Annotated in this window: 17 protein-coding genes; 10 read left to right on the plus strand and 7 right to left on the minus strand. The window is 70.7% G+C overall.

What is annotated here, in order from left to right; genetic code table 11:
- The first annotated feature begins 299 nt into the window (after positions 1-299).
- The 3 genes from A6A29_RS29330 to era all read left to right on the plus strand — a co-directional run bounded on the left by A6A29_RS29330 (position 300) and on the right by era (position 3,429).
- Positions 300-1,349 (plus strand): hypothetical protein, encoded by a 1,050-nt coding sequence (locus A6A29_RS29330; RefSeq protein WP_073724532.1) that lies wholly within the window; start codon positions 300-302, stop codon positions 1,347-1,349.
- A gap of 99 nt (positions 1,350-1,448) precedes the next feature.
- Positions 1,449-2,393: a WxL protein peptidoglycan domain-containing protein gene (locus A6A29_RS29335; RefSeq protein WP_073724534.1), complete on the plus strand. Its 945-nt coding sequence runs from the start codon at positions 1,449-1,451 to the stop codon at positions 2,391-2,393.
- A 61-nt stretch (positions 2,394-2,454) separates the two neighbouring features.
- A complete protein-coding gene (gene era / locus A6A29_RS29340; protein ID WP_198953375.1) occupies positions 2,455-3,429 on the plus strand; it encodes a GTPase Era in 975 nt (324 codons plus the stop codon).
- A gap of 117 nt (positions 3,430-3,546) precedes the next feature.
- Here era and A6A29_RS29345 read toward each other — a convergent pair whose 3' ends face one another.
- Both A6A29_RS29345 and A6A29_RS29350 read right to left on the minus strand, forming a co-directional pair.
- The gene (locus tag A6A29_RS29345; RefSeq protein WP_073724536.1) at positions 3,547-3,813 is read right to left on the minus strand and encodes a protealysin inhibitor emfourin; all 267 of its coding nucleotides are present in this window, start codon (positions 3,811-3,813) and stop codon (positions 3,547-3,549) included.
- A gap of 91 nt (positions 3,814-3,904) precedes the next feature.
- Positions 3,905-4,981 carry a M4 family metallopeptidase gene (locus A6A29_RS29350; protein ID WP_073724538.1) on the minus strand — a complete coding sequence of 359 codons (1,077 nt, stop codon included), beginning with the start codon at positions 4,979-4,981 and terminating at the stop codon, positions 3,905-3,907.
- A gap of 294 nt (positions 4,982-5,275) precedes the next feature.
- On the opposite strand from A6A29_RS29350, the gene leuA reads away from it, so the two are divergent.
- The 4 genes from leuA (at position 5,276) to A6A29_RS29370 (ending at position 9,606) form a co-directional block, all read left to right on the plus strand.
- Entirely contained in the window at positions 5,276-7,066 is a 1,791-nt protein-coding gene (gene leuA / locus A6A29_RS29355) for a 2-isopropylmalate synthase (RefSeq protein WP_073724540.1), read from the plus strand.
- A gap of 205 nt (positions 7,067-7,271) precedes the next feature.
- Positions 7,272-7,976: a tellurite resistance TerB family protein gene (locus tag A6A29_RS29360; RefSeq protein WP_073725423.1), complete on the plus strand. Its 705-nt coding sequence runs from the start codon at positions 7,272-7,274 to the stop codon at positions 7,974-7,976.
- Between the two features lie 43 nt (positions 7,977-8,019).
- Positions 8,020-8,766: a DNA repair protein RecO gene (gene recO / locus A6A29_RS29365; RefSeq protein WP_073724542.1), complete on the plus strand. Its 747-nt coding sequence runs from the start codon at positions 8,020-8,022 to the stop codon at positions 8,764-8,766.
- Positions 8,767-8,787: 21 nt separating this feature from the next.
- On the plus strand, positions 8,788-9,606 hold the full coding sequence (locus A6A29_RS29370; RefSeq protein ID WP_073724544.1) for an isoprenyl transferase: 819 nt from the start codon (positions 8,788-8,790) through the stop codon (positions 9,604-9,606).
- An 82-nt stretch (positions 9,607-9,688) separates the two neighbouring features.
- Here A6A29_RS29370 and A6A29_RS29375 read toward each other — a convergent pair whose 3' ends face one another.
- From A6A29_RS29375 to A6A29_RS29390, 4 genes are all read right to left on the minus strand, one after another.
- The gene (locus A6A29_RS29375) at positions 9,689-10,123 is read right to left on the minus strand and encodes a Fur family transcriptional regulator (RefSeq protein ID WP_073724546.1); all 435 of its coding nucleotides are present in this window, start codon (positions 10,121-10,123) and stop codon (positions 9,689-9,691) included.
- 65 nt (positions 10,124-10,188) lie between these two features.
- Positions 10,189-11,088 (minus strand): metal ABC transporter permease, encoded by a 900-nt coding sequence (locus tag A6A29_RS29380; RefSeq protein ID WP_198953412.1) that lies wholly within the window; start codon positions 11,086-11,088, stop codon positions 10,189-10,191.
- Complete coding sequence (locus A6A29_RS29385) at positions 11,088-11,870, minus strand: metal ABC transporter ATP-binding protein (protein ID WP_073724550.1); 783 nt, start codon at positions 11,868-11,870, stop codon at positions 11,088-11,090. The genes A6A29_RS29380 and A6A29_RS29385 overlap by 1 nt, the downstream gene beginning before the upstream one ends.
- 44 nt (positions 11,871-11,914) lie before the next feature.
- Positions 11,915-12,892: a metal ABC transporter substrate-binding protein gene (locus tag A6A29_RS29390; protein WP_073724552.1), complete on the minus strand. Its 978-nt coding sequence runs from the start codon at positions 12,890-12,892 to the stop codon at positions 11,915-11,917.
- Positions 12,893-13,111: 219 nt separating this feature from the next.
- Here A6A29_RS29390 and A6A29_RS29395 point away from each other — a divergent pair, with 219 nt between their 5' ends.
- The 3 genes from A6A29_RS29395 (at position 13,112) to A6A29_RS29405 (ending at position 15,203) form a co-directional block, all read left to right on the plus strand.
- Positions 13,112-14,494, plus strand: coding sequence for a glycine--tRNA ligase (locus A6A29_RS29395; protein WP_073724554.1), 1,383 nt, complete (start codon positions 13,112-13,114; stop codon positions 14,492-14,494).
- Between the two features lie 97 nt (positions 14,495-14,591).
- A complete protein-coding gene (locus A6A29_RS29400) occupies positions 14,592-14,795 on the plus strand; it encodes a hypothetical protein (RefSeq protein WP_073724556.1) in 204 nt (67 codons plus the stop codon).
- Positions 14,796-14,966: 171 nt separating this feature from the next.
- Positions 14,967-15,203, plus strand: a complete 237-nt coding sequence (locus tag A6A29_RS29405) for a DUF6243 family protein (protein ID WP_073724558.1) — start codon at positions 14,967-14,969, stop codon at positions 15,201-15,203.
- A gap of 73 nt (positions 15,204-15,276) precedes the next feature.
- Here the strand turns inward: A6A29_RS29405 and A6A29_RS29410 are convergent, their stop codons facing one another.
- Complete coding sequence (locus A6A29_RS29410) at positions 15,277-16,698, minus strand: MFS transporter (RefSeq protein WP_073724560.1); 1,422 nt, start codon at positions 16,696-16,698, stop codon at positions 15,277-15,279.
- Positions 16,699-16,711: the final 13 nt, after the last annotated feature.

A 16,711-nucleotide genomic window follows, 5' to 3' on the forward strand; every position in this document is an offset into this window, starting at 1 on the left:
GGCCCGTCAGCTCCGCCCGCCCCCGTCGCACCGCCCTTCCGCGACGGGGCCGTCGGCTCCGCCCGAGCCCCGATGCGGCACGCCCGCACCGCTCTGTACCGACGCCCCGCACCTCCCCGGTGAGGGGCGTCCGGCGTTGCGGCGGCACGGGATCATGACAGCGTCTGATGGGCCATCAGTCGCCGCGATTCGTCTCCCTTGACTTCTTTCCGGCCGAGGCCGTCAATGGCCCCCCGCCGGCGCAGAGGAGCCGCTGTGCCGCCATCCCGCAGGAGGGGCACCCGTTCATGCGAGCAGCCATGCGAAGAACCCCCGGCCCGTGGCACCGCCGGGCCGCCGCGCTGGGCGTCACCGCACTCGTCGTCGCCGGTGCGGGAGTGCTCGGCGGCGGTCCGGCCCTGGCCAGGACGGCGGACTCCGCCGCGGTGGACTTCCCCACCCACTGCGTCCCGCCGCCCATCGCCGGAATTCCGCCCATCGACGGTCCCACCACCGCCGAGATCGCCGTCGACAACGCCGCCCCGAAGGTGGGCGACACCGTCACGGTGACGTACACCGTGGTCGAGCCCGCCGCGAGCAACCCCGTCGATCTGGCGCTGCCCGCCGACATCATGACGCCGACCGGGAAGGTCGTCGTCGCCGGTGCGCAGTCCGCCGAGGTCACGGTCGCCGGTCCGAGGAAGAACGAGCCGGTCCCCGGCAAGGGCGCCTTCCCGTCGTTCTCGATGACGGGCACGTTCACGGTCACCGCGCCCGGCGAGATCACCCTGTCGCCCGGCGACTACAACATCCACACCAGCTATCTCATGGAGCTGGACACCCCGTGCACGGTGACGGACCCGCCCGCCCCCGTCTCACGGACGATCGTCGCGACGGAGGGCGGCGGCCAGACCCCCGACGGCAGCCAGCGGCTCACCGCGTCCGTACGGGCGGGCACCCTCTCCATGGTCCAGGACGGCGACGGCGTCGAGATGTCGGCGGTCGACTTCGGCCGGGGCGGCGCCTCCCGCGGCTCCCTGCGGACGGTGACGGTCGAGGACTACCGCGGTGGTCCCGCGGGCTGGTCCCTGACCGGCAGGGTCACCGACTTCCAGGGCCCCGGCGACGCGAGGATCGGCGCCGGCGCGCTGCGCTGGACCCCGGTCTGCGCGACGAAGCCCGGCAGCCCGAGCACCTGCGCGGCCGGTTCGGCGGGCGCGGTCGGCAGCGCGGGCGCCACCCTGGCCTCCACCCCCGACGGCGCGTCCACCGGAGGCGAGTTCCGCGTCGACGCCCGGCTCGCGCTGGACGTACCGGCGTACACCGCCACCGGCGCGTACTCCGGAGTACTGACGCTCACCCTCACCTGACGGCGCGGCCCTGATCCACCGGGCGGGCCGGGCGCGCACCCGGCCCGCCCGCCCGCTCCGTCCGGACAAGCTCCGCAAGCTCCCTGGGGGTCCCGCACCGTGCGCAAGCTCTCCGTACTCCTCCTCACCGGCGCCCTGCTGCTGATCGCGCCGCCCGCCGCCCACGCCGCCGACAACGGCAGCTGGTCCGTCTACCCGGCCGCCGCCGGGTCCGCCGCGCGGCCGTACTTCTATCTCTCCGCCGACCCCGGCGCCACGCTCACCGACCGGGTCACCGTCACCAACAAGACCGCCCGGCCGCTCACCTTCCGGCTGTACGCGGCCGACGCGTACAACACCGCACGCGACGGCGGGTTCGCGGTCCGCGCGCAGGACGAGAAGCAGCGCTCCATCGGCGCCTGGGCGCGAACCGGCCGCGACCGGGTCACCGTGAAGGCGCGCGGCTCGGTCACCGTCCCGGTCACCATCACCGTCCCCGAGGACGCCGAACCCGGCGACCACCCGGGTGCCCTCATCGCCCTCGACGAGCGTGTCGAGGACGCGGAACAGGGCGCCGTCGCCCTCGGTGTCCGCAAGGCCGTCGGCGCCCGGATCTATCTGCGGGTGAACGGGCCCACCATGCCCGCGCTCTCCGTCGACGACATCCGCGTCGAGCACAGCCGGCCCCTGGTCCCCGGCACCGGAAAGAGCCGGGCCGTCATCTCGTACACCCTGCGCAACCGCGGCAACGTCACACTCGACCCCGAGGTCGCCCTCCGGGCCGAGGGACTCTTCGGCCGCACCCTGCTCGCCCGCGACCTCAAGAAGATCCCCTCCGAGCTGCTGCCCCGCCAGCAGGTGCGGCTGACGGAAACCTGGGCCGGAGCGCCCCAGCTCGAATGGGGCGAGATCCGCCTCACCGCCACTGCCCGGGACACCCGCGAGTCCGCGACCGCCTCGTACATCGCGCTTCCCTGGCTGGTCGCGGCGGCCCTGGGGGTGATCGTCGCGACGGGTACGGGGCTGTGGATACGGGCCCGCCGGGGCCGTGCGCGCACCTCCTGAGGCGTCCGCGACAAGCCCCGGTGCGGACCGCTGTGCGGCGCAGCCGCCGGGATCGGGGAGAATGGTCGCCATGAGCGCTCGACCGAACCCAGAAGCTGCTGCGCAGCAGGCGGAGAACAACGCCCCCCACCGGGCCGGCTTCGCCTGCTTCGTGGGCCGCCCCAACGCGGGCAAGTCCACCCTCACGAACGCTCTGGTCGGTCAGAAGGTGGCGATCACCTCCAACCGCCCCCAGACCACCCGGCACACGGTGCGCGGCATCGTGCACCGCGACGACGCCCAGCTGATCCTGGTCGACACCCCCGGCCTCCACAAGCCGCGCACGCTGCTCGGCGAGCGGCTGAACGATGTCGTGCGGACCACCTGGGCGGAGGTCGACGTCATCGGTTTCTGCCTGCCCGCCGACCAGAAGCTCGGCCCCGGCGACAAGTTCATCATCAAGGAACTCGCGGGCATCAAGAAGACCCCGAAGATCGCGATCATCACCAAGACCGACCTGGTCGACTCCAAGGCGCTCGCCGAGCAGCTGCTCGCCGTCTCCCGCCTCGGTGAGGAGCTCGGCTTCGAGTGGGCCGAGATCGTCCCGGTCTCCGCGGTCAAGGACCAGCAGGTCAGCCTGCTCGCCGACCTGATCGCCCCGCTCCTGCCGGAGAGCCCGCCGCTCTACCCCGAGGGCGATCTCACCGACGAGCCCGAGATGGTCATGGTCGCGGAGCTGATCCGTGAGGCCGCGCTGGAAGGCGTACGCGACGAGCTGCCGCACTCCATCGCGGTCGTCGTCGAGGAGATGCTGCCGCGCGAGGACCGCCCGGCGGACAAGCCGCTGCTGGACATCCACGCGAACGTCTACATCGAGCGCCCCAGCCAGAAGGGCATCATCATCGGCCCGAAGGGCAAGCGGCTGAAGGAGGTCGGCACCAAGTCGCGCAAGCACATCGAGGCGCTGCTCGGTACGCCGGTCTTCCTGGACCTGCATGTGAAGGTCGCCAAGGACTGGCAGCGCGATCCGAAGCAGTTGCGGAAGCTCGGATTCTGACCGCTGCGGGACGGCGCGTCCGGCCGTTCCCGCACGTCCGCACAGGGCCGGTCCCACACGACGACACGGCCGGTCCCACACGATGGGGCCGGCCGGTCCCACACGACGGGGCCGATCTCACGCACCCTCCTTGAGGATGCGTGAGATCAGCGTGCGCTGCGCCCCGGTCAGATCGGGGTCAGCGCAGTACACGGTCCGGTCGCCGATCGTGAGGCGGTACCGGAACCCGTCCGGCACCCCGGTCGGCGGGCTGTCCCGGCCGGCCGCGAGTGCCTCCTTGGCCAGGGTCTCCCACTCGGCCGCGTCCGGCCGCCCCGAGGTGTCCACCTCGCGGTGGCGTGCGATGCCCGCGAAACCGCCGGTCCGACTCACCTGAATACGCATGGGTCCTGTCTAGCCGGGGCGGGGGAGGGACTCAAGCGATCGAGTCCGGACGGGGGCGGGACATCAGCCGTGGAGTCCCTGTGTGCGGGACTCAAGCGGTCGGTACGCCCACCTCCGACCATGCCTTCAGGACCGCCTCGCGCTCGTCACCCTCCCCGAAGCGTTCGCGTGCGGCGGCCACGGTCAGCCGGGCGAATTCGGCGAAGTCCGCGTTCGCCGTCAGCTCACCGCCGGTCAGCACGTCGAACCAGATCTGGCCCGCCCGCTCCCAGGCGCTGCCGCCGAGCGCGGTGGCCAGCAGGTAGAAGGCGCGGTTGGGGATGCCGGAGTTGAGGTGCACCCCGCCGTTGTCCTCGTCCGTCTCGATGTAGTCGTCCATCGACGCGGGCTGCGGGTCCTTGCCGAGCACATCGTCGTCGTACGCCGTGCCCGGAGCCTTCATCGAGCGCAGCGCCACCCCGTTGACGCGGGGCGCGAGGAGCCCCGCGCCGATCAGCCAGTCGGCCTGCTCGGCGGTCTGGCCCAGGGAGTACTGCTTGACCAGCGAGCCGATGACGTCGGAGACCGACTCGTTGAGCGCGCCGGCCTGGCCCTCGTACGTCAGATTGGCCGTGTACTGGGTCAGCCCGTGGGCCAGCTCGTGGGCGATCACGTCCACGGCGACGGTGAAGTCCAGGAAGATCTCCCCGTCACCGTCCCCGAAGACCATCTGCTCGCCGTCGAAGAACGCGTTGTTGTACTTCTCGTCGTAGTGCACGGAGCCGATCAGCGGGAGGCCCTTGCCGTCGATCGAGCTGCGCCCGTACGCCGTGAGCAGCAGCTCGAACGTGGCGCCGAGGCCCGCGTACGCGCGGTTGACGCTGGCGTCCCCGGTGGGCTCCTGGCCCTCGGCGCGGACCCGGTGGCCCGGCAGGTTCGTGCGGTGGCGGCAGTCGTACAGGGTGCGGTGCGGCTTGGTGGGCACGGCGCCCGCGGTGGGCGGGGCGGCGGGTGAGCCGGCCAGGGCGGTCATCCGGCGCCGGGTGCGCCGGTTGCCGTCGGCGGCCAGGGTGCGGCGCGCCGGATCGGCGAGGAGCGGGTCGTCGGACTGCGACAGCTTGTCGAGGAGATGGGGCGGCACGATGGTGCAGAAGACGGGACGGAACCCGTCGTCGGTTCGGGGCTGCATACATCGACTGTGGCACTCCGTCATCGTCCTGTCACTGGTTGCGACGATGATTGACGAAATGGAGTGATGAGTCACTGTTTACCCGGCATGGATGTCCGGTCCCGCATACTGATACGGGCCGACGCCCCGGGTGTCTCTCGGTTACTCTCGTCGCATCATGCGTTTCGGGCTGCTTCTCCTTAGCTGCCGCGGCGAGGGCCTGTAGTCGTAGGCCGACCCCCTCCCCGCGGAGTCTGGTGCTGCAGCGACACAGTCGGCCGTTCCCCTTGCCGGACCCCCGAGGAGCCCTACGCCATGACCGCCACGAACATTTCCGGTCCGTCCGATTCCGGTGATTCCGTCGGCCGCCCCACGCCGGTCACCAACGCGACGCAGCTGCAGAAGCCGTCCGGGATGCCGGTCCACAAGTACCGCGGTTACGACGCCGTGGACATCCCCGACCGCACCTGGCCCGACAGCCGGATCACCGTGGCGCCGCGCTGGCTGTCCACCGATCTGCGCGACGGCAACCAGGCACTGATCGACCCGATGTCCCCGGCCCGCAAGCGCGAGATGTTCGATCTGCTCGTGAGCATGGGCTACAAGGAGATCGAGGTCGGCTTCCCGTCCTCCGGCGAGACCGACTTCGCGTTCGTGCGCTCCATCATCGAAGAGGGCGCGATCCCCGAGGACGTGACGATCTCCGTCCTGACGCAGGCCCGCGAAGAGCTGATCGAGCGGACCGTCGAGTCACTGGTCGGTGCCCGTCGCGCCACCGTCCACCTGTACAACGCCACCGCCCCCACCTTCCGCCGCGTGGTCTTCCGCGGTACGAAGGAGCAGGTCAAGCAGATCGCCGTGGACGGCACCCGGCTGGTCATGGAGTACGCCGAGAAGATCCTGGGCCCGGAGACGGTCTTCGGCTACCAGTACAGCCCGGAGATCTTCACCGATACCGAGCTGGACTTCGCCCTGGAGGTCTGCGAGGCCGTCTGCGACGTCTGGCAGCCCGAGGAGGGCCGCGAGATCATCCTGAACCTGCCCGCCACCGTGGAGCGTTCGACGCCCTCCACGCACGCGGACCGGTTCGAGTGGATGTCGCGCAACCTGTCCCGCCGCGAGTTCGTCTGTCTGTCGGTCCACCCGCACAACGACCGCGGCACCGCCGTCGCCGCCGCCGAGCTGGCCATCATGGCCGGTGCGGACCGGATCGAGGGCTGTCTGTTCGGCCAGGGCGAGCGCACCGGCAACGTCGACCTGGTCACGCTGGGCATGAACCTGTTCTCACAGGGCGTCGACCCGCAGATCGACTTCTCGCAGATCGACGAGATCCGCCGCACCAGCGAGTACTGCAACCAGATGGAGGTCCACCCGCGCCACCCCTACGCGGGCGACCTGGTCTACACCGCCTTCTCCGGCTCCCACCAGGACGCCATCAAGAAGGGCTTCGACGCCATGGAGGCCGACGCGGCCGCCCGGGGCGGGACCGTCGACGACATCGAGTGGGCGGTGCCGTACCTGCCGATCGACCCGAAGGACGTCGGCCGCTCCTACGAGGCCGTCATCCGGGTCAACTCGCAGTCCGGCAAGGGCGGAATCGCCTACGTCCTGAAGAACGACCACAAGCTGGACCTGCCGCGCCGGATGCAGATCGAGTTCTCCCGGATCATTCAGGCCAAGACCGATGCCGAGGGCGGCGAGGTCACCCCGGCCCAGATCTGGTCCACGTTCCAGGACGAGTACCTGCCGAACCCGCGGAACGCCTGGGGGCGCGTACAGATCCGCTCCGGTCAGACCACGACCGACACCGACGGCAGGGACACCCTGACCGTCGAGGCCACGGTCGACGGCACGGACACCGTACTGACCGGTACCGGCAACGGCCCGATCTCCGCGTTCTTCGAAGCACTGCAGGCCATCGGCATCGACGCCCGCCTGCTGGACTACACCGAGCACACGATGAGCGAGGGTGCCAGCGCCCAGGCCGCCTCGTACATCGAGTGCGCGATCGACGGCAAGGTGCTGTGGGGCATCGGCATCGACCCCAACACCACGCGCGCCTCGCTCAAGGCGGTCGTCTCCGCGGTCAACCGCGCGACCCGCTGACACCGCGGCCGGACCCCTTCGTACGGGAGTCCGGTTGACCCCGGAACGACACGGTCCGAGAACCCCGTCCACCCGCTCGCGGTGGGCGGGGTTCGGCCATATCCGGGGGTTGTGACCTCCGGGATACTGACGTCGCATCACGCATGTGGCTAACATCACGTCCAACACACGGCAATGTTGCCGGAGCGTTACGGAGGTGCACGACGTGCGGTCAGCCAGGGGACAACGTGCTCTGAAGCCGGTCATCTACGGCATCCGCACCGTCTGGGACGCCGTCGGTGACGGCGAGTTCTTCTGCCCCGGCTGCGGGGGCGACCGCAACTACCGCCGCCTCACCGGGCGTCGGCGCTTCACCGTGCTCGGTGTGCCGCTGCTGCGGCGCGGCAGCGCGGGGCCCGTCGTCGAATGCGCCGTCTGCCGGGCGCACTTCGCCACCGACGCCCTCGACCACCCCACCACCACCCGGTTCTCCGCGATGCTCCGGGAGGCCGTGCACACGGTCACGCTCGGCGTCCTCGCGGCCGGCGGCACCACCTCCCGCACGGTCCTGGACACCGCGGTCGCCACCGTGCGCGACGCCGGGCTCGACGACTGCACCCGGGAACAGCTCTTCACCGTCGTCGAGGTGCTCGCCGCCGACACCGGGCACGGCCCCGGCGCCGACCCCGCGGCCGAGGCGTGCGGGCCGACCCTCGCCATCGAGCTGCACGAGGTCCTGGGCCCCCTCGCGCCCCACCTGGCCACCGCGGGACGCGAGTCGGTGCTGCTCCAGGGCGCCAGGATCGCACTGGCCGACGGCCCGTACAGCCCGGCGGAACGCGAGGTGCTGACCACGGTCGGCAGCGCGCTCCAGCTCTGCGCCGACGACACCGCCCGCCTCCTCGCGGCGGCCGCCCGCACCCCCTCGTAACCGTCACCGACGGCCCGGCCGCCCGGTGGGCGACAATGGGTGCATGAGCTTGTTCCGGGACGATGGCGTCGTGCTGCGTACGCAGAAACTGGGCGAGGCCGACCGGATCATCACGATCCTGACCCGCGGCCACGGCCGGGTGCGCGCCGTCGCCCGCGGGGTGCGCCGCACCAAGTCCAAATTCGGCGCCCGCCTCGAACCGTTCTCCCATGTGGACGTGCAGTTCTTCGCCCGCGGCAGTGAGCTGATCGGCCGCGGCCTTCCGCTGTGCACCCAGAGCGAGACGATCGCTCCGTACGGTGGCGGCATCGTCGCCGACTACGCCCGCTACACCGCGGGCACCGCGATGCTGGAGACCGCCGAGCGGTTCACCGACCACGAGGGCGAGCCCGCGGTCCAGCAGTACCTGCTGCTCGTCGGCGGGCTGCGCACCCTCGCCCGGGGGGAGCACGCGCCGCATCTCATCCTCGACGCGTTCCTGCTGCGTTCCCTCGCGGTCAACGGCTACGCCCCCAGTTTCGAGGACTGCGCGAAGTGCGGAATGCCCGGACCGAACCGGTTCTTCTCCGTCGCGTCGGGCGGTGTCGTCTGCGGCGACTGCCGGGTGCCCGGGAGCGTCGTACCCTCGGCGGAGGCCCTCGTACTGCTGAGTGCGCTGCTCACCGGTGACTGGGAGACGGCGGACGGGTGCGAGGCGCGTCATGTCAGGGAGGGGAGCGGACTGGTGTCCGCCTATCTGCACTGGCATCTGGAGCGCGGACTGCGCTCGCTGCGGTACGTAGAGAAGTGACACAGGGAGACTGAGAAGCTCATGGCAGTACGCGGGATCCTCGGCGGCCGTAACCGGCGCACGTACAAGACCCCCGAGCCGCACCCCTCCGGCGCGACGCCTCCGAAGATCCCCGGCGAGCTCGTGCCCAAGCACGTCGCCGTCGTGATGGACGGTAACGGCCGCTGGGCCAAGGAACGGGGTCTCCCGCGCACGGAGGGCCACAAGGTCGGTGAGGGCGTCGTCATGGACGTTCTCAAGGGCTGTATCGAGATGGGCGTCAAGAACCTCTCGCTGTACGCCTTTTCCACCGAGAACTGGAAGCGTTCGCCGGACGAGGTGAAGTTCCTGATGAACTTCAACCGGGACGTCATCCGCCGCCGCCGCGACGAGATGGACGAGCTGGGCATCCGCATCCGCTGGGTGGGCCGGATGCCGAAGCTGTGGAAGTCCGTCGTCCAGGAACTCCAGGTCGCCCAGGAGCAGACCAAGGACAACGACCGGATGACGCTGTACTTCTGCGTCAACTACGGTGGCCGCGCCGAGATCGCCGACGCCACGCAGCGCATCGCGCAGGATGTGGCGGCCGGGAAGCTCGACCCGTCGAAGGTCAACGAGAAGACGTTCGCGAAGTACCTCTACTACCCGGACATGCCGGACGTGGACCTCTTCGTGCGCCCCAGTGGCGAGCAGCGCACCTCCAACTACCTGATCTGGCAGAGCGCTTACGCCGAGATGGTCTTCCAGGACGTCCTGTGGCCGGACTTCGACCGCCGCGACCTGTGGCGCGCCTGTCTGGAGTACGCACAGCGGGACCGCCGCTTCGGCGGGGCCGAGGAGGCGGCGGCCCAGCAGGGCTGAGCGGGTCGGGGGCCGGCTCTCCGGCCCCCGTTCGCGGGCCCCGGGGCGTTCGCGGGCCCCGGGATGTTCGCGGGCGCGGGTGTCAGCTCTTCGTCCGCGCGCACTCCGCGCAGGTCCCGAAGATCTCCACGGTGTGCGCGACGTTCACATAGCCGTGCTGTGCGGCGATCGTCTCGGCCCACTGCTCCACCGCGGGTCCTTCGACCTCGACGGCCTTGCCGCAGATCCGGCACACCAGATGGTGGTGGTGGTCGCCGGTCGAGCACCGCCGGTACACCGACTCGCCCTCGGTCGTGCGCAGCACGTCGACCTCGCCCGCGTCGGCGAGGGACTGCAGGGTGCGGTAGACCGTGGTCAGCCCCACCGAGTCGCCGCGGTGTTTGAGCACATCGTGCAGCTCCTGCGCGCTGCGGAACTCGTCCACCCCGTCGAGCGCCGCCGCGACCGCCGCGCGCTGCCGGGTGGACCGGCCGCGTACCGGGGCTGCGTTCGTGCCACTGATCGGCGCCGTGGCCACTGGTGCCTCCTCGTGTCGCCCGTTCATCTGTCGGGCCATTGTGCCAGCCCGCCCCGGTGACCCGGTCAAGCCCGCGCATCCTCCGTGACCTGGCGGGCGGCCGGTACCTCAAGGGTGCACCCGTCCCGGTCCGCCGTGTTCGCACGGGCGCGCCGTTTCGCGAGCGGCGTGGCGAGCGCGGTCAGCAGCACGAACGCGGCGATGGCCATCAGCACGATCGTGGCGCCGGGGGGCACGTCCTGGTAGTACGTCGTCACCGTTCCCGCGAGGGTGACGACGGTGCCGATGACGACGGCCAGGACGAACGTCACCTTGAAGGACTTCGAGATCTGCTGCGCCGCCGCGACGGGCACCACCATCAGCGCGCTGACCAGCAGCAGTCCGACGACGCGCATCGCGACGGTGACCGTCACCGCGGCCGTGACCGCGACCAGCAGGTTCAGCGCGCGCACCGGCAGTCCGGTGACACGGGCGAACTCCTCGTCCTGGCTGACCGCGAACAGCTGCCTGCGCAGCCCCACGGTCACCAGCATGACGAAGGCGGCCAGGACACAGATCGCGGTGACGTCGGCCTCGGAGACCGTGGACAGCGAGCCGAAGAGGTACGACATCAGGTTCGCGTTGGAGCCGGTGTCGGACATGTTGATCAGCATGACGCCGCCCGCCATGCCGCCGTAGAAGAGCATGGCCAGGGCGATGTCGCCGCGGGTGTGTCCGTACCAGCGGATCAGCTCCATGACGACCGCACCGGCCACGGCGACGGCCGTGGCCATCCAGACGGGGCTGGTGGAGAGCAGGAAGCCGAGGCCGACCCCGGTCATCGCGATGTGGCCGATGCCGTCGCCCATCAGGGCCTGGCGGCGCTGGACCAGGTAGATACCGATGGCGGGGGCGGTGATGCCGACCAGGACGGCCGCGATCAGGGCCCGCTGCATGAAGGGGGGGTTCAGGAATTCCAGCATGATCAGGTCAGCAGTCCCGTCCGGACGGGCTCGGAAGCCGCGTGGGGGTGTACGTGGTCGTGGCCGGGGAGGGCGTGCTGGCCCAGGGCCTCGGGGGGCGGTCCGTCGTGTGTCACGCAGCCGTCGCGCAGCACGATCGCCCGGTCGATCAGGGGCTCCAGCGGGCCGAGCTCGTGCAGGACGAGCAGGACGGAGATGCCGGCGGCCACCTGCTCGCGCAGGGTCGAGGCGAGGATCTCCTGGCTGGCCAGGTCGACCCCGGCCATCGGCTCGTCCATGATCAGCAGTTCCGGTTCGGCGGCGAGGGCGCGGGCGATCAGGACCCGCTGGTGCTGGCCGCCGGACAGGGCGCTCACGGAGTCCTTGGCGCGGTCGGTGAGGCCGACGAGCTCTATGGCCCGGTCGACGGCCGCCCGGTCCGCCCTGCCGGGCAGCCGCAGCTTCGTACGGGACAGCCGCCCGGAGGCCACGACCTCGCGGATCGTGGCCGGGACGCCGCCCGCCGCCGTGGTGCGCTGCGGTACGTAGCCGACGCGCCCCCACTGGCGGAAGCGGCGCAGCTCGGTGCCGAACAGTTCGACGGTGCCGCCGGTGAGCGGGACCTGGCCGATGACGGAGCGGACGGCGGTGGACTTGCCGGAGCCGTTGGCGCCGAGCAGGGCCACGACCTCACCGCGGTGGACGGTCAGGTCGACACCGCGCAGCACGGGGCGTGCGCCGAGGGTGGCCGTGGCGCCGCGCAGGCTGATCACGGCTTCTGGTGCGGTACTCCCGGGCTCAGGCATGAGCGCCTCCGATGCTGCTGCGGGTGGGGCGGGTGTTACGTCGGTCACTTCGCGCCGAGTGCCTTCTGCAACGCGGTCAGGTTGGACTCCATGACCTCGATGTAGTCAGCGCCCTTGGACGCGCCGGTGATTCCCTCCAGCGGGTCCAGGACGTCGGTTTTGAGGCCGGTGTCCTTCGCGAGGGTCCTGGCGGTCTTGTCGCTGGCCAGCGTCTCGAAGAAGACGGTGGTGGCCCTGCTCTTCTCCGCGACGGTGTGGATCTCCTGGATCCGGGCCGGGCTGGGCTCGGCCTCGGGGTCGATCCCGGCGATGCCCTCCTGGGTGAGCCCGTAGCGCTCGGCCAGGTATCCGAAGGCGGAGTGGGTGGTGATGAAGGTCTTGGTGGCGGTGTCCCGCAGACCGGTCTCGAACGACGTGTTCAGCGCGCCCAGCCTGTCGACCAGGGCGGTCGTGTTCTTCGCGTAGTCCGCGGCGTGGTCGGGGTCCGCCTTCTGGAGGGACTTCCCGACGCCCTTGGCGACCTCGGCGTACTTCACCGGGTCCAGCCAGATGTGCGGGTCGGCGCCCGCTTCCCCGCCCTCGTGCTCGTGGCCGTGCTCGCCCTCGTGGCCGTGCTCGCCCTCGTGACCTCCGACCTCGGCGCCGTGGTCCTCCAGCGTGGTGAGCTTCGCCGCGTCGACGCTGTCCTTGACCCCGGACTGGGCGATCGCGTCGTCGACGGCGGGCTGGATGCCCTTGAGGTAGAGGACGTAGTCGGCGTCGCTCAGGCCGCCTATCTGCCTCGGGGTGAGCTCCAGGTCGTGCGGCTCGACACCCGGCTTGGTCAGGGTGGTGACGTCGACGTGCTTCCCGCCGATCTCCTCGGCCAGGAACTGCATGGGGTAGAAGGACGCCACCACCTTCAGCTTGTCACCGCTCCCGCGGTCGGTGGCGTCGGAGCCGGCGCAGCCGGAGAGCGCGGTGAGGCCGAGCGCTACTGATCCGGCGACGACGGCGGTGGGTATGAGGCGGCGTACGTTCATGACAGTCATTTTCAACAAAAGTGGAAACGATTGTCAACAAGGCTGATGAGATGCCCGGAAGGACGCCCGAAGATCGCTTGACCCCCCACCGATTTGATCCGGGGGGTGCGCCCGCCGGTAATCTGAAGCATTCGCCCGCTCGTCACCCGATCACCACCCCCCACCGAGGCGCTCCGCGCCGCCCCTGTCCCATTTCACCGTCGTAATGAAGAGAGCACCGTGGCCGCCGACAAGATCGACACCATCGTCAGCCTGAGCAAGCGCCGTGGCTTCGTCTACCCCTGCAGTGAGATCTACGGCGGCCAGAAGGCCGCGTGGGACTACGGGCCGCTGGGCGTGGAGATGAAGGAGAACCTCAAGCGTCAGTGGTGGCGTTACATGGTCACCTCGCGCGAGGACGTGGTCGGTCTCGACTCGTCGGTCATCCTGGCCCCCGAGGTCTGGGTCGCCTCCGGCCATGTCGCCACCTTCTCCGACCCGCTCACCGAGTGCACCTCGTGTCACAAGCGCTACCGCGCCGACCACCTGGAAGAGGCGTACGAGGAGAAGCACGGCAAGCCCCCGGTCAACGGGCTCGCCGACCTCAACTGCCCCAACTGCGGCAACAAGGGCACGTTCACCGAGCCCAAGCAGTTCTCGGGCCTCCTCTCCACGCACCTCGGCCCGACCCAGGACTCCGGCTCGGTCGCCTACCTGCGCCCCGAGACCGCGCAGGGCATCTTCACCAACTTCGGCCAGGTCCAGCAGACTTCGCGCAAGAAGCCGCCGTTCGGCATCGCCCAGATGGGCAAGTCCTTCCGGAACGAGATCACGCCGGGCAACTTCATCTTCCGCACCCGCGAGTTCGAGCAGATGGAGATGGAGTTCTTCGTCAAGCCGGGCGAGGACGAGCAGTGGCAGGAATACTGGATGGAGCAGCGCTGGAACTGGTACACCGGCCTGGGCATGCGCGAGGAGAACATGCGCTGGTTCGAGCACCCGGCGGAGAAGCTCTCGCACTACTCCAAGCGCACCGCTGACATCGAGTACCGCTTCCGCTTCGGCGGCAGCGAGTGGGGCGAGCTGGAAGGCGTCGCCAACCGCACGGACTACGACCTCAAGGCGCACTCCAAGGCCTCGGGCACGGACCTGTCGTACTTCGACCAGGAGGCCGGCGAGCGCTGGACTCCGTACGTCATCGAGCCCGCCGCCGGTGTCGGCCGCTCGCTGCTGGCCTTCCTGCTGGACGCGTACATCGAGGACGAGGCGCCCAACGCCAAGGGCGTCATGGAGAAGCGCACCGTGATGCGCCTCGACCCGCGCCTGGCGCCGGTCAAGGTCGCGGTCCTGCCGCTGTCCCGCAACCCGCAGCTCTCGCCGAAGGCCAAGGGCCTGGCCACCGACCTGCGCAAGAACTGGAACATCGAGTTCGACGACGCGGGCGCCATCGGCCGCCGTTACCGTCGCCAGGACGAGATCGGTACGCCGTTCTGCGTCACCGTCGACTTCGACACCCTCGACGACAACGCGGTGACCGTGCGCGAGCGCGACACCATGCAGCAGGAGCGCGTCTCCCTGGACCAGATCCAGGCCTACCTGGGCGCCCGTCTGCTCGGCTGCTGACGCCCCGCACCCGACAGCGGCGAAGCCCCCGGTTCCGTGGACGGAGCCGGGGGCTTCGTTGCACACTGGGGCCCACGCTCCCCCTCAGGAGGCACGCATGCCGTCCATGACCACGAGCAAGGTCACCAGATCGGACCAGCACGGCGGTGAACACACCGTCCAGGTACGGAAGTCGGGGACGCAGCGCCGGCTGACCTGCGACACCTGCGGGTGGCACATCGTGGCGCAGTTCCTGCCCTGGCTGAAGGCCGGGGAACACCTGGCCGAGGCCCATCGGGCGACGGTCGACCCGACGGCCTGAGCGGCCCGGAAATCGGGTACGTGGCTCCACCCCGGTCGCGGTACGGTTTCCCTCATGTATTCGTTCTTCCAGATCTACGAGTGAGAGCGCGGCGGGCTCGACCACCCGCCGCCCACCGGATCGATCCAGATCAGTTCATTCCTCACTTCTCACCACGAATGGGAGAACGCCGTGGCAAAGAGCCGCAACAACCTCCTCGGTGTGGGCGGACAGCGCAAGAAACTGTCCCGCGCCGAACAGCAGGGCGCGGGTCCCGCGCGCAACGCCGACCGCAAGACGGCCGAGGAGAAGAAGCAGGAGCTGCTGCGCAAGATGCGCGAGCGCGCCGAGGGTGCCCAGGCCGCACCGTCGGACGACGCCGCGGCAGCCGGCCCGGCGGCACAGCAGGACACCCCCGCCGGCAGCTGACGCCTTCTCGGTTTCCGTACGACCGTGGGCCCGGATCACCTCAGGTGATCCGGGCCCACGGTCGTACGCGCCCTCAGCCCACCGTGCGCGGCAGCCGCAGGCTCAGCAGGGTCGTCAACGCCACCGCCGCCAGCTGCACCAGCAGTGTCACGATCAGCGCGTCCCGCATCCCCGAGCCCGGCACCAGCGCGAGGAACAGCGTCCCGAGCGTCGCCACGCCCAGCGCCAGCGCCGCCTGCTGCGCCGTCGTCATCACACCGCCGCCCACACCCGCCCGTTCGGCCGGTACGTCCGAGAGCACGATGCGCAGCAGGACGGGCAGTTGGAGCCCCTGCCCCAGACCGGCGATCGCGACGCCCGGCAGCAGCCCCGGCAGCCCGAGTGCGGGCCACCTGAGCCACACGGTGAGCGCCAGCACCACCACGCCCAGCCCCTGGATCAGCCCGCCCGCCGTCACGACCCGGCTGCCGAACCTGCGTACCAGCCGCGGACCGGCCAGCGAGGCGGCGAAGAAGGCCACCGCCATCGGCGCCAGGGAGAGCCCGGCGGCCGCCGGGCCCAGCTTCAGGCCCTGCTGGAGCGCCACCGCGATCACGAACATGAAGCCGCCGAAACCGATCGAGAACGGCACCACCAGCGCGAGCCCCCGCCGCAGCGATTCGAGCCGCAGCAGGCTCGGCGGCACCAACGGCATCCGCCCGAGCCGGTCGGCCCGCCGCTCCACCCGGTAGAAGGCGTACGCGGCGAACGGGAACAGCCCCAGCGACACCCACGTCCACACCGGCCACCCCGCGGCACGCCCCTCCGTCAGCGGCGCCAGCAGCGTCACCAGCGACAGGGCCAGCAGCAGCGTCCCCGGTACGTCGATCGGCGCGGGCCGCTCCGAACGGGTCTCCGGCACGGCACGCGCGGCCAGGACGAGCCCCACCGCGGCCACCGGAACGTTCACCAGGAACACCGACCGCCAGCCCGCGCTCTCGCCGAACACCGAGGACATCGGGGCGGCGGCGACCAGCACCCCGCCCAGGATCTGGCCCGCGACCATGGAGAGCCCGGCCGTCGCCCCGTACAGGCTCATCGCCCGCGCCCGCCGGTGACCGGCCGTCGACGCCTGGATGGTGGCGAGCACCTGCGGCAGCATCAGCGCCGCGGAGGCACCCTGTGCCACCCGCGCCCCGACGAGAGTCCAGGCGTCCGGGGCCAGCCCGCAGGCGAGCGAGGTCAGCCCGAACGCGGCCATGCCCAGCAGGAAGAGCCTGCGGCGGCCCGCCATGTCGCCGAGCCGTCCGCCGAGCACGAGCAGGACGGCGTAACTGAGTCCGTAGCCCGCGACGACGAGTTCGAGCAGGGCCGGACCCGCGTCCAGGCTGTGGTCGATCGTGGGCAGCGCGACATTGACGATGAAGAAGTCGATCAGCGGCAGGGCCGCCCCGAGCAGCACGGTGAACAGCCCGAGCGGTCCGAGCACCGGGGTGGGGTGGTCGTGGCGGGCCACCGGGGTCCCGGCG

Origin of the sequence: Streptomyces sp. TSRI0281 (assembly GCF_001905125.1) — a bacterium.
Classification (GTDB): Bacteria; Actinomycetota; Actinomycetes; order Streptomycetales; family Streptomycetaceae; genus Streptomyces.

What these genes read in the sequence shown, in the direction of transcription:
- A6A29_RS29330 (WP_073724532.1), top strand. Translation starts at nt 300, where the DNA reads ATGCGAAGAACCCCCGGCCCGTGGCACCGCCGGGCCGCCGCGCTGGGC.
- era (WP_198953375.1), top strand. Translation starts at nt 2,455, where the DNA reads ATGGTCGCCATGAGCGCTCGACCGAACCCAGAAGCTGCTGCGCAGCAG.
- A6A29_RS29345 (WP_073724536.1), bottom strand. Translation starts at nt 3,813, where the DNA reads ATGCGTATTCAGGTGAGTCGGACCGGCGGTTTCGCGGGCATCGCACGC.
- A6A29_RS29350 (WP_073724538.1), bottom strand. Translation starts at nt 4,981, where the DNA reads ATGCAGCCCCGAACCGACGACGGGTTCCGTCCCGTCTTCTGCACCATC.
- leuA (WP_073724540.1), top strand. Translation starts at nt 5,276, where the DNA reads ATGACCGCCACGAACATTTCCGGTCCGTCCGATTCCGGTGATTCCGTC.
- recO (WP_073724542.1), top strand. Translation starts at nt 8,020, where the DNA reads ATGAGCTTGTTCCGGGACGATGGCGTCGTGCTGCGTACGCAGAAACTG.
- A6A29_RS29370 (WP_073724544.1), top strand. Translation starts at nt 8,788, where the DNA reads ATGGCAGTACGCGGGATCCTCGGCGGCCGTAACCGGCGCACGTACAAG.
- A6A29_RS29385 (WP_073724550.1), bottom strand. Translation starts at nt 11,870, where the DNA reads ATGCCTGAGCCCGGGAGTACCGCACCAGAAGCCGTGATCAGCCTGCGC.
- A6A29_RS29390 (WP_073724552.1), bottom strand. Translation starts at nt 12,892, where the DNA reads ATGAACGTACGCCGCCTCATACCCACCGCCGTCGTCGCCGGATCAGTA.
- A6A29_RS29400 (WP_073724556.1), top strand. Translation starts at nt 14,592, where the DNA reads ATGCCGTCCATGACCACGAGCAAGGTCACCAGATCGGACCAGCACGGC.